This window comes from bacterium, from assembly GCA_035370465.1.
Taxonomy (GTDB): Bacteria; Ratteibacteria; UBA8468; order B48-G9; family JAFGKM01; genus JAGGVW01.
Map to the genome: position 1 here is coordinate 1 of DAOOVW010000046.1, position 11,821 is coordinate 11,821.

Annotated in this window: 15 protein-coding genes and 1 tRNA gene; all 16 read right to left on the reverse strand. The window is 29.9% G+C overall.

The genetic code is table 11. The annotated features are described in order from the left end of the window. Positions 1–198: helix-turn-helix domain-containing protein (locus PLW95_06515; GenBank protein HOV22313.1), on the reverse strand; the 198-nt coding region annotated here is incomplete at its 3' end. A 181-nt stretch (positions 199–379) separates the two neighbouring features. After that, positions 380–1,345 (reverse strand): sugar phosphate isomerase/epimerase, encoded by a 966-nt coding sequence (locus PLW95_06520; protein HOV22314.1) that lies wholly within the window; start codon positions 1,343–1,345, stop codon positions 380–382. 24 nt (positions 1,346–1,369) lie between these two features. Beyond that, positions 1,370–2,134 carry a TIM barrel protein gene (locus PLW95_06525; protein ID HOV22315.1) on the reverse strand — a complete coding sequence of 255 codons (765 nt, stop codon included), beginning with the start codon at positions 2,132–2,134 and terminating at the stop codon, positions 1,370–1,372. Between the two features lie 15 nt (positions 2,135–2,149). Next, a complete protein-coding gene (locus tag PLW95_06530) occupies positions 2,150–2,959 on the reverse strand; it encodes a sugar phosphate isomerase/epimerase family protein (protein HOV22316.1) in 810 nt (269 codons plus the stop codon). Continuing rightward, a complete protein-coding gene (locus tag PLW95_06535) occupies positions 2,937–3,179 on the reverse strand; it encodes a ferredoxin family protein (protein HOV22317.1) in 243 nt (80 codons plus the stop codon). Before PLW95_06535 ends, PLW95_06530 begins: the two co-directional genes overlap by 23 nt. Then, positions 3,179–3,958, reverse strand: coding sequence for an NAD(+)/NADH kinase (locus PLW95_06540; GenBank protein ID HOV22318.1), 780 nt, complete (start codon positions 3,956–3,958; stop codon positions 3,179–3,181). Before PLW95_06540 ends, PLW95_06535 begins: the two co-directional genes overlap by 1 nt. A 247-nt stretch (positions 3,959–4,205) precedes the next feature. Next, positions 4,206–6,029: a 1-deoxy-D-xylulose-5-phosphate synthase gene (dxs, locus tag PLW95_06545; protein HOV22319.1), complete on the reverse strand. Its 1,824-nt coding sequence runs from the start codon at positions 6,027–6,029 to the stop codon at positions 4,206–4,208. Next, positions 6,016–7,371, reverse strand: coding sequence for a tetratricopeptide repeat protein (locus PLW95_06550; GenBank protein HOV22320.1), 1,356 nt, complete (start codon positions 7,369–7,371; stop codon positions 6,016–6,018). The genes dxs and PLW95_06550 overlap by 14 nt, the downstream gene beginning before the upstream one ends. Before the next feature lie 215 nt (positions 7,372–7,586). Beyond that, the gene (hisG, locus tag PLW95_06555) at positions 7,587–8,465 is read right to left on the reverse strand and encodes an ATP phosphoribosyltransferase (GenBank protein HOV22321.1); all 879 of its coding nucleotides are present in this window, start codon (positions 8,463–8,465) and stop codon (positions 7,587–7,589) included. Continuing rightward, positions 8,446–9,414 (reverse strand): acetyl-CoA carboxylase carboxyltransferase subunit alpha, encoded by a 969-nt coding sequence (locus PLW95_06560; protein HOV22322.1) that lies wholly within the window; start codon positions 9,412–9,414, stop codon positions 8,446–8,448. The genes hisG and PLW95_06560 overlap by 20 nt, the downstream gene beginning before the upstream one ends. A 1-nt stretch (position 9,415) precedes the next feature. Next, complete coding sequence (gatC, locus tag PLW95_06565) at positions 9,416–9,709, reverse strand: Asp-tRNA(Asn)/Glu-tRNA(Gln) amidotransferase subunit GatC (GenBank protein HOV22323.1); 294 nt, start codon at positions 9,707–9,709, stop codon at positions 9,416–9,418. Between the two features lie 169 nt (positions 9,710–9,878). Then, positions 9,879–10,001, reverse strand: coding sequence for a hypothetical protein (locus PLW95_06570; protein ID HOV22324.1), 123 nt, complete (start codon positions 9,999–10,001; stop codon positions 9,879–9,881). Continuing rightward, a complete protein-coding gene (locus tag PLW95_06575; GenBank protein ID HOV22325.1) occupies positions 9,961–10,434 on the reverse strand; it encodes an MvaI/BcnI family restriction endonuclease in 474 nt (157 codons plus the stop codon). The genes PLW95_06570 and PLW95_06575 overlap by 41 nt, the downstream gene beginning before the upstream one ends. Before the next feature lie 38 nt (positions 10,435–10,472). Beyond that, a complete protein-coding gene (locus PLW95_06580) occupies positions 10,473–10,586 on the reverse strand; it encodes an MvaI/BcnI family restriction endonuclease (protein ID HOV22326.1) in 114 nt (37 codons plus the stop codon). Next, positions 10,583–11,488: a DNA methyltransferase gene (locus PLW95_06585; protein HOV22327.1), complete on the reverse strand. Its 906-nt coding sequence runs from the start codon at positions 11,486–11,488 to the stop codon at positions 10,583–10,585. Before PLW95_06585 ends, PLW95_06580 begins: the two co-directional genes overlap by 4 nt. Before the next feature lie 73 nt (positions 11,489–11,561). Then, a tRNA-Ser gene (locus PLW95_06590) sits at positions 11,562–11,652 on the reverse strand. Positions 11,653–11,821: the final 169 nt, after the last annotated feature.

Below are 11,821 nucleotides of genomic sequence, written 5' to 3' on the forward strand. Positions count from 1 at the left end.
TTTATTTTTAAATTTTTCTTCATACTTTTTTAGTTCTTTTAAATCAAATCGCATTTGTCCACTTGCAGAAACTTGTGCTTTAATAAATTTATTTACAAGATTATGGAGTGTTTCAACTGAAATCCCTAAATATTTTGCTGCTTCTATTGCTGAAAGATAGGTTCTATCTTTATAGTCATTTGATTCTGTTTTTATCATTTTTTGCCTTAATAGTGTCTATACAAAAAAGTTATAGATAAATATATTATTTATATTTATTTTATCAATTTTGTAAAATAATTCAAAAAGGAATGTTTGAACTGCGAAGACAATAACAAAAAAATTATTTCTTATATTCTTAACTCTAAAATTTTAACAAAATATAAATTAAATTGGAAAATTATGTCCACCAAACTTTTGGTTTTGGTTGTCTTATTAAAACACTTTTTAAAAACTCAACTGCTTTTTTCAGTCCCTCTTCTGTGCTCATCAGGGAATCTTCATGTTCTATACTCAAAACACCATCATATCCAATCATCCTTAATGTTGAAACAAAATCATTCCAGAATTCAGTTCCATGTCCATATCCGACTGTTCTAAAAATCCAACTTCTATTTACCTCATCTAAATATGTTTTTGTATCAAGAACACCATTTATTGCTGTATTGTATGGATTTATTTTTGTATCTTTTGCATGAACATGATAAATTGCACCTTTAAGTTTCTTCAAAGCAGCAAGTGGGTCAATCCCCTGCCAGAATAAATGAGATGGGTCAAAATTTGCCCCAATTTCTTCTCCAACCTCTTTTCTTAATTTTAAAAGTGTTTCTGGATTATAAACAACAAATCCAGGATGCATTTCAAAACAAATTTCTTTTAAATTATGCTTTTTTGCAAATTCCACTTCTTCTTTCCAAAATGGAATAACTTTTTTCTCCCATTGCCATTTTAAAATTGCAGAAAAATCATCTGGCCAGGGGCAAACAACCCAGTTTGGATATTTGCTATTTTCACTATCACCAGGACATCCAGAAAAAGTATTTATTCTTGGCACTCCTATTTTTTCAGCCAGTTGTATTGTTTTTCTCTGTATTTCTCTATGAGCAGTTGCAATTTTCTCATCTGGATGCAACGGATTGCCATGACAGGATAAAGCAGATATTTCAAGCCCTCTTTTTTCAAAGGCATTTTTGAAATTTTTTAATTTACCTTCATCTTCAAGCAATTGGTTCACTTTACAATGAGCATCTCCTGGATATCCACCTGTCCCTATTTCTACTGCATCAAGTCCTAATTCTTTTGCTTTGTCAAGTGCTTCTTCTAAATTCTTATCGCCAAATAGAACTAAAAAAACCCCCAATTTCATTTTTTACCTCCAGTTTTTATTAGATTAAACCTTTATTCCCCATTTTTTCATATTTTCTAAACTTACTTTTAATCCATCAAAGGGGTCAATTGTACAATTATCCATTTCAACTAAACAATATTTAACACCTGATTTTTTGCAACATTTAACAATTCTATCCCAATTCAAATTTCCTTCTCCAATAGGAGGCATTACCTGTTGATTTTTTATTATTCCCATATCCTTAAAATGAACTTCACTTACTCTTCCTGAGAATTTCTCAATCCAGAAAGTTGGGTCTCCTCCACCATATTGAACCCAGTAAGTATCTATTTCCGCTTCAAGTTCTTCACAATTGTCAAGCAAAATTTCAAGCCCTATTTTTCCATCATATTTTTCAAACTCTATTCCATGATTGTGATATCCCACAATAAGTCCATTTTCTTTAATTTTTGGAATAACTTTTTCAAATTCACTTGCAACTTTTAAATATCCCTCTTTGTTATGAAGTTGGAGAGGTAGTCCCGGACACATTATTGCATTACATCCAAGTATTTTGTGTTCTTCTATTACCCTGTCAATCTCATTGACAATTTTTTCATAAGCAGTATGAGTGGAACAGGGTATAAGACCTGTATCATCAAGTATTTTCTTTAATTCAACTACATCTTGTGGTTCAGAAACAGCAGAAATTTGAACAACATTATATCCCATGTCTTTAATTCTCTTAAATGTATTTACCGTATCTGAAACACTTTTACAAAAATCCCTTAAAGTATAAAGTTGAACTCCTGCAATTTGTTTTCCCATTTTTATCATCTCCTTTTATATACCAACTTTTTTTGAAATTTCTCTTAAAAAATCTCTTGCTAAAATTATATCAACTTCCGGGTTTTCTCCAACTTCTCTTTCAATTGTAAAAAATCCATTATACCCTATTTCTTTCATTGCTTTTAAATAGTTTTCCCAATCAACTTTACCCTGTCCAAGAGGCATTTCTTTCCATCTTTTCTGTCCATTTTCATCAGGAAGTTTAATCCCGTCTTTTGCATGAGTGTGAACAATATAGTCCTTTAAAGTATAAACACCTTTGACAGGGTCATCACCTGCAACCATAACAAGATTTGCAGGGTCATAATTAACTCTTATTCCCGGATTTGATAATTTATCAAGAAGTTTTTTTAATAATGTTGCTGGTTCAGGACCTGTTTCTGTTGCAAGAAAGACACCTTTATTGGAAGCATAATTTCCTACTTCTGGCAATGACTCTTCCATTGTTTTCCAAGCAGGGTCATTTTCGTCTTCAGGAACAACTCCAATATGAGTTGTTACAATATTAACTCCAAGGTCAACAGCAAGGTCAATTACCTGCTTTGTCCTTTCAAGACGCCATTCAACTGTTTCTGCATCTGCAAAACCATGCCCTCCAAAATCACCAACAAGAGCAGAAATTGTAAGTCCAAGAGAAGAAACAAAATTTTTAAAGTCCTGTCTGCCTGTCTTTGTCAGATTTTTTGGGTCAAGTTCTCCATGAGTTGCATATGGCTGTATTCCCTCAATTTCTAATTCTGCTGCTTTCCTAATTCCTTCTTTAATCGGCACTCTAAAACAATCAGGTATTACCCCTATCTTCATTTTTGCCTCCTTTTTCTTTTTGATATATTTCAATTGCAATATCAGGACATATTATAACACATCTTTTACAACCATTACAATTGTTTTCCTTATCAACAATTGCATAATGAACACCTAATTTATTGAAATGAGTAGAAATTTTAAAAACATTTTTTGGACACACCTCAATACAAAGTTTACAACCCTTACATTTTTCATTTTTTACTTTTATTTCAAACATTATTTGCTCCAATGGAACTTTGAAGAGAGTTTTTCAAAAAATTTTTTATCTTCAAGAACAATTTTACCTTTTTTTTCAGAAAGAAAGACATTTATTTCTGAATTTTCTTCTGTTATATATTCTTTTTGTCCATCAATAACAATACCAACTTTTCCATTTATGCTTATTTTAATTCTATCTTTTTTACCTAAAATAACAGGTCTTGTTGTAAGAAGATGTGGCATTAAAGGAATAATGAGAAAAGAAATAATTTCTGGGTCCAAAATAGGACCTCCTGCTGATAAAGAATGGCCAGTGGAACCAGTTGGAGTTGAACAAATAATCCCATCTGCTCTAAAACAAAGTACTTTTTCTTTTTCTGTTTCAACAGAAAGGTTAATAATTCTTATACCTTTTCTAAAAACAACTATTTCATTTAAACAAATATCTTTATAAAATTCATTCCCGCTTCTTATTTCAATTTCAAGAAGTGTCCTTTCAGAAACATAGAAATTACCAGCAAAAACTTTTTTTAATTTTTCTTCAATATTTTCATTTGAATTTGTCAAAAAACCAACTTTCCCATATTTTATTCCATAAATTAATGTTTCTTTATTTTCAAGTAAATGAAATCCTTTTAAAATTGTTCCATCTCCTCCCATAGTTATTAAAAAATCCACATTTTTTATGTCTTTTTCCACAACTTTTCCACAATTCCTTACAATATCCTCTGTTTTTTCTTTTTCTTTCTCAATTCCTTCTATTTTCTTGTTTTCTAAAATAAAAACACTATTTATCATTTACAATTCCCTCTAAATATCCACTGAACATTTGTATTTCAGGCATAAAAATTAAACTCCCCCTTTTTTCCCGTTATGTTTGGAAATTCCTCTCAAAATCCCCCTTAACCCCCTTTGTCAAAGGGGGAATTTTGGGAAAAAAGCACCAACTCTGCTTTGCTACCCTTTGCTTCCTTAGTCGGTTTGTTAAAGGGGAAACTTGTAAGTAAGAAATATCTTCTCTATGGTCTTTTTGTTTTACGAGGATTTACAAAATTCCTCTTATCTTATCCACAATTTTTCTTTCACTTAATCCATATTTATCAAGTAGTTGTTTTCTATCTCCCTGTTCAATATATTTATCAGGTAATCCAAATATTAAAAGATTCCTTTTTACTCTTTTATCTGCAATATATTCAGCAATTGAAGAACCAAAGCCACCTATGGTTGTATTTTCCTCAAAAGTTGCAATTACATCACTATTCAGATAACCATCTATTTTATCATCAAGTGGTTTTATCCTATCAATTGCAATTGACAGACACGGTATATTTTCAGAATTTAAAATATCGCATACATTATGAGTAATTTCTGCCATACTTCCAACACCTAAAAGGGTTATTTTTCTTTTTTTATCTCCTCTTTCTTTTTCAATATCTTCTGGTAAATGTCCCTTGGGATACCTTATAAAAGTTGGAGTACTTGTTTCCTTAAATGAGTTTCTTATAATTTCTTCAATATTTTTCAGAGAATAAGGAGCAAAAATTTTTATGTTTGGTAAAACCCTTAAAAAAGAAATATCAAAATTTCCGTGATGTGTAGGGCCATCTTCTCCAACAATACCACTTCTATCAACAAGAAAAATAACAGGTAATTTTTGTAGACATATATCATGAAAAATTTGGTCAAACCCTCTTTGTAAAAAAGTTGAATAAATAGAAACAATAACTTTCATTCCAGTTTTTGCAATACCACCTGCTAAAACAATAGCATGACTTTCAGCAATTCCAACATCAAAAAATCTTTCAGGGAATTTTTTTGCGAAATTTTCAAGTCCAAGCCCAATTTCCATAGCAGCGGTTATAACAAAAAATTCATTTTCTTCAGCCATTTTTTCAAGAAGATTACCTGTAAAAATTGATGGAGTATTTTTTTCTTCTTTAATAAATTCTCCTGTTTTTATGTCAAAAGGAGAAGCACTATGGAATAAACATGGATTTTTTTCTGCAAATTCATATCCTTTACCTTTTTTTGTTATTATATGGAGAACAACTGGTTGTTGAATTTCTTTTATGTTTTCAAGAATATCTACCAGTTGAATAATATCATGTCCATCAATTGGTCCTAAATATCTCAAGCCAAGTTTTTCAAAAAAAACACCAGGAACAATAAGAAATTTTGCTTTTTGCTCAATATCAGATGCAATTTTTAATAAGTCATCTCCAACACCTGGAAATTTCTTTATTATTTCAGTAAATTCTTCCTTAGGTCTGTTTAATATAGGAGAAGTTATAAGTTTTGTTAAGTAATAAGAAAGCGCTCCTTTTGTTGGGGAAATAGACATCCTATTATCATTTAAAATAACAATAACATTTTTCTTTACTGACCCAAGGAAATTCAAACCTTCAAAAGTTAGTCCATTTGTAAGAGAGCCATCTCCAATTACCGATATTACTTTTGAATTGCCTTCTTGTTTTTCGAGCCCATATTTTAAACCAGTTGAAGAAGAAATAGAAGTGCCAGCATGTCCTGTAAAAAAAACATCTGCATTGTTTTCATCAGGAGAAGGGAAACCGCTTAATCCATCAGGTGTTCTTATTGTATTGAATTTTTTATATCTCCCTGTCAGGATTTTATGAGTATAACATTGGTGTCCAACATCCCATATAATTTTATCAGGAGGGATATTAAAAACATAATGAAGTGCTATTGTAAGTTCAACAACTCCTAAATTTGATGCAAGATGTCCACCATTTTTTGAGACAGTTTCAATTATAGTTTCTCTTATTTCATTTGCAAGGTTTTCAAGTCCTTCTGAATTTAGATTTTTTAATTCAGAAGGATTTTCATTCAATATCTCAATGATTTTCATTTTTTATCAAACATTTTATTTTTTCAATTTCTTTAAGTATATTTTCTTTCCCTGTTTTTTCATATGCCTTTGTAAAATAAAAAAGTGCCTTTTCCCAATTACAAAGTTTAAAATATGTCCAGGCAAGATGTTCCTCAATTTCAGGGTCTTGTTCATAATTTATTGCTTTTTCAAGATAATATCTTGCTTTTTTATAATTACCCATCTTATAATAAGCCCAGCCCAAACTATCAAGATAAGCACCATTTTTAGGGTCTTTTTCTACTGCCTTTTTAATCATTTTATATGCCTCTTTTATATTTTTATTTTCATCAAGATAAGAATAACCTAAATAATTTAATGCAAGAGGATTTTCAGGATTTAATTGTATTGCTTTTTTCATCTGCTCTTCCATCTGTTGTTTTTGCCCGATTTTGTCATATAAAATTCCTAAACGAAATCTTGTATCAGAAGTGTCTGATATTTCTAAACTTTTATTAAAATTCTCTATTGCCTTGTTATATTCCTCTTTTTGATAGTAAAGAGAACCTAAAAAATCAAAAATCATTTTCTCTTTTAATCCTTGACCAATCCCTTTTTCTAAAATTTCAATTGCAGAGTCAATTTTCTCTTCGCTGTAATATATACTTGAAAGGAAAATATAAGGAACTGGATTTTTGGGGTTGTATTGAATTGTATTCTCAAAAAATTGTTTTGCTTTTTCGTTTTTCCCCTGTTTTTGATAAAGGAGAGCAAGAGATAAATTTGCCTGCCAGAAAAAAGGAACAATATCAAGTGTCTTTAAATATTCAATTTCTGCTAAATTTTCTTTTCCTGTTTTTTCAAGCAACTTTGCATAATTGTAATGAAGGAGATAATTTGAAGGGAACTGATTTACAAGAACTGAATAATGTAATTCACCTTTTTCATAGTTCTGTAATGTTACATAGATATCAGATAAAATTAACCTGAAAGAAGTTTTTCCCGGGTCCCTTTCAAGTCCTTTTTCAATAAAATATGTTGCCATTTCATTATTTTTTTCAAAAAGGTAAGCAAGACCAAGTCCAAAATAAACATCAGGGTCATTGGGATTTTTCTTTTTTGCCCTATAAAAATATTTTTTTGCTTTATCAGGCATTCGTTTTTCTAAGTATAAATTCCCTAATTTTAAATTTAAATAACTACTCTGCCCATTTTCTTTTATCTCTTTTTCAAAAAACTTTATTGCCTCATCATAATTTTCCTGTTGATAAGCAACAACACCTTTTGCATAATTTTTTAAAACAGGTTCTTTTTTTATAGGTAAAGTTGAACAACCACTAAATAAAAAAATTACCAATAAAGGAAAAATAATTTTTTTCATTTATCTTTTTCTTTTTTTATGTCTTAATGCTTTTCTTCTTTTTTTTCTTTTATGTGTTTTTATTTTCATCCTTTTTCTTTTTTTACCAGATGGCATATTTTCTCCTTTTCAATTTTATAGATTTTATAATATTTTTACTCCAAAAAACAATTTTGCTATTCTTTCAAAGAAATATCTTCCTACTATTAATTATTAACATATTTTGTAAGAAGTGTTTAATATATTACCTTATTTAGTGAATATTCAACAATACCTTCTGCTCCTGCCTTTTTTAATTTTGGAATAAGGTCCTTTACAATATTTTTATCAACAATTGTTTCAATTGCTACCCATTTTTCATCTGCAAGTGGAGAAATAGTCGGCTTTTTTATTGCTGGTAGAATTTTTATAATTTTTGATAAGTCCTCTTTTTTCAAATTCATTTTTAGTCCGACTTTTCCTTCTGAAATTAAAGCACCATTTAAAAGCAATGAAATATTTTTTATTTTTTCCCTTTTCCAGTTGTCTTTCCATGCATCTTTATTTGCAATTAAACGAGGGGTTGATTCCATAATTACTTCAATAATTTTTAGATTATGAGAAAAAAGGGTAGAGCCAGTTTCAGTTATCTCAACAATTGCATCAACAACTTTGCCTGCTTTTATCTCAGTTGCTCCATAGGAAAATTCAACTTTTGCTTTTATCCCTCTTTTTTTAAGAAAATCATTCGTTAAGTTAACAAGTTCAGTAGCAATAAGTTTTCCTTCTAAATCTTCAACTTTTCTTATATTTGACTTTTCTGGAACTGCAATAACAATTTTGACAGGCATAAAACCCTGTTTTGAATAAACAAGTTCACAAACCTCAATAACATCTGCTCTATTTTCTGTTATCCAGTCCTTTCCTGCAATACCAGTATCAAAAGTCCCTAATTCTACATATCTTGGTATCTCCTGAGTTCTTAAAAGAACACACTCAATTTCAGGGTCATCAACAGATAAGAAATAACTCCTTGAAGTGGAAAAAATTTCAAACCCTGCTTTTTTAAAAATCGTAAAAGTTGTTTCTTGCAATGACCCTTTTGGTAAAACAAGTTTAAGTTTTTTCTTTTTCATCTAGCGCTCCTATTTTTCTGTATTTTTGATACCTTAATTCAACGAGGTCTTCAATGTCTATTGTTTTTAATTCTCTTAAATTTTTATCAATCGCTCCTTCCATATTCTTAAATGTCTCATCCCAGTTTGAATGGGCTCCTCCAATAGGTTCGGATATAATTTCGTCAATAATTCCTAATTGATAAATTTCCTTAGCAGTCAATTTAAGCGATTTTGCTGCATCTTCAACTGCATTCTGGTTTTTCCATAAAATTGAAGCACATCCTTCAGGCGAAATTACAGAATATATTGCAAATTCCTGCATCAAAATTCTATCTCCTACGCCAATTGCAAGAGCACCACCACTTCCTCCCTCTCCAATAATTATACATATAATAGGGGTTTTCAAAAGAGACATTTCAAGTAAATTTTCAGCGATTGTTAATGCCTGTCCTTTTTCTTCTGCTTCAATATCTGGTTGTGCCCCAGGAGTATCAATAAATGTAATAACAGGTAAATGAAGTTTTTCTGCAAGTTTCATAACTCTTCTTGCTTTTCTGTATCCTTCTGGATGAGCCATCCCAAATTTTCTTTCGATATTTTCTTTGGTATCTTTCCCTTTTTGATGTCCTACAATTGTAACAGTTATTCCTTTAAATTTCCCTATACCAGCAATTATTGAAGTATCATCTCCTGAGATTCTATCACCATGCAATTCAAAAAAATCATCAAAAATTTTATTGATATAATCTTGTGTATGTGGCCTTTCTGGATGCCTTGCAATTTGAACAATTTGCCAGGCAGTTAAGTTGGAAAAAATCTCTTTTGTTTTCTCTATAAGTTGGTATTTCAATTTTAAAATTTCTCCTCCAACTTCAGAAGAACCATTTTTCCTTGCTTTTTCTAATTGCTCAATTCTTCTTTCAATTTCTTCAATTGGTTTTTCAAAAGGTAGATATTTTTTTCTCATTTTAAATTATTTTTGGGACTTTAAAAAAATCACCTTTTCTTTCGGGAGCATTTTTTAATATTTCATCATTAGATAGGTGTCTTTCCACTATATCTTTTCTAAATACATTTTTTACAGGGTGGCTATGATAGGTTGGTTCAACATCTTCTGTGTCCAATTTTTCTAATTGTGAAACATAATTTAAAATTTTTTCAAGGTCAGAACAGATTTTTTCTTTTTCCTGTTCATTTAAAGAAATCCTTGCTAAATCTCCTAAATAATCAACATCATCCTTTTTAATTATTTTTTTCTCCATACTTTAAGTTTATTTCAAAAAAACAAAAAAGTCAACTTCTTCACTTCTATGGTATTTCTCAAAAATAAAAATACTAAAAGTAAAGTTAAAACAGATTTTTGTTTTTTTTGTTTCCTAAATTGTATTAAAAATTTTAAGATTTTTGAAATGTAATCAATGGAAACTGCACTTATAATACTTTTTCTCTATGTTTAAAACATAGGTCTAATTTAGATGGTAAAACCCTAAAACCCGTTCCATGGTCATGTTTTTTACCATTTGAGTATTGTCCGATTCTTATATCTACTAATATTGTTCCTTCTTTTAATAGATGGACAAAATTTTCTAAAATTGAAACCACTTAATAACCATGCCTCATTAAACCAAAATTCTTCGTTTTCACCTCTTCCTCTTGATTCTGCTTTCACATATAATAATTTAGGAAGTTTTTTCTCAAAAGATTTTTTTAGCGTTTCTTTATCCCAATATCCAACAATTTCATTTTCAGGAGTTATAATATTTATATTATCTTCTTGAATGTCAATTTTAAAACCGGCCTTCCCTTTCAGTTGATTAAATTCCTTAGCATTTACTGTGGTATGTAATTCTTTCTTTTTATTATCTTTACCAGATTCATAGCCAAATCTTTCTAATAAAATAGAGTTTGCTTTGGGCGGTAATGGAGATTTAGTAAATAAAGTTAGCATACTGGTAGCGTTTTTTCTCGCTGATTTCAATTCTATCATTTTTGCATTTGGTCCAGGTATATTATTTTCCTTTATCCCTAAAAGATCTCAAGGGTTTTTCCTATACCAGTATTACCTTTTCTATGAGTTTTAATATATCCTTTCTCTTTTATTTCTTGTAGTTTTTCAATAAGCAAAAAATATTCTTTCATGGTCGCCAAAAATCAAGTATATACTCAAATGTAGTACTTAAAGTTATATAGTTACTAGGATAGCCAAAAATACCTACTTTATTTACTAAATTTCTTTTATCCCAAATAATAATATTTCTTAATTTGTAACCTATCTCCTCCATTGCTTCAATAATATAAGAGTGTGTAGGATACCTATGATTGTTCTCCCATAAATCGTTAATATTAATAACACAATGTGCCTTTGGTTTTAACAAAGGTAAAATTTGTCTATAAATTTCTGATAACGCTTGTATATAATCCGTTAATTTCATAGTACCTAAATCATTTGGATGATTTGAATATTGCTGAATTTTTTTGTAATGTTTATTATTTCTTAAATCACTTCTTAAACTTTTATTTAATCTTTCATGATTCAACATATTTGCATAAGGTGGTGAAGTTACACATAAAGCAATAGTTGTGTTTTCAAGATAATTAGGGATGTTTATTGCATCATCACAAATAGCAATTTGTTTAGTTTCATCGTTAGATATAAATAAATCTGGATTTTGTAATCTTTCATTTGCAAAATCGATATATTTTTGATTTAAATCAAAGCCAACTGCATTTCTTCCTAAATCTTTAGCAGCAATTAAAGTTGTTCCAATACCAACAAAAGGGTCTAATACTAATTCTCCTTTATGAGTAAAAAGTTCAATACATTTTTTAGGCAAAGCAATAGGAAAAACGGCAGGATGAATATCCTTATCTCTAATATCTCTTTTTTCATAATAAAATTCCCAAATTGCTACCTGTCCTTTAACCCACTCCTTGGGAGTTAGACAATTTATATGGGATTTTGGACAATTACACTTTCTTTTGTAATCAATATCTAATTTTTTAGAGTTCTTTTTTTCTTCTCTTATTTTTATGTCTGACATTTTTTAACCGTTTGTTTATATAATACCAGATAAGTTAAAATTAAGTAAAGATTTTTGTTGTTTTTAAGATAAGCGGAGGGGGTGGGAGTTGAACCCACGGTAGCGCGTTTCCACGCTACAACGGATTAGCAATCCGCCGCACTAGGCCTCTATGCGACCCCTCCTTTTACTCATTATACCATTTACCTCTCCCATATTGCAATTTATCAGCATTCCACAAAAATAATCTCCAAGAAAGAGGATAGTTTCCTCATAAATAAATTTGATAAAGATAAAGTCCATCCTGTATATATGAATAAAAAAGAAAGGAGATATACAGGATGGTCACAAAAA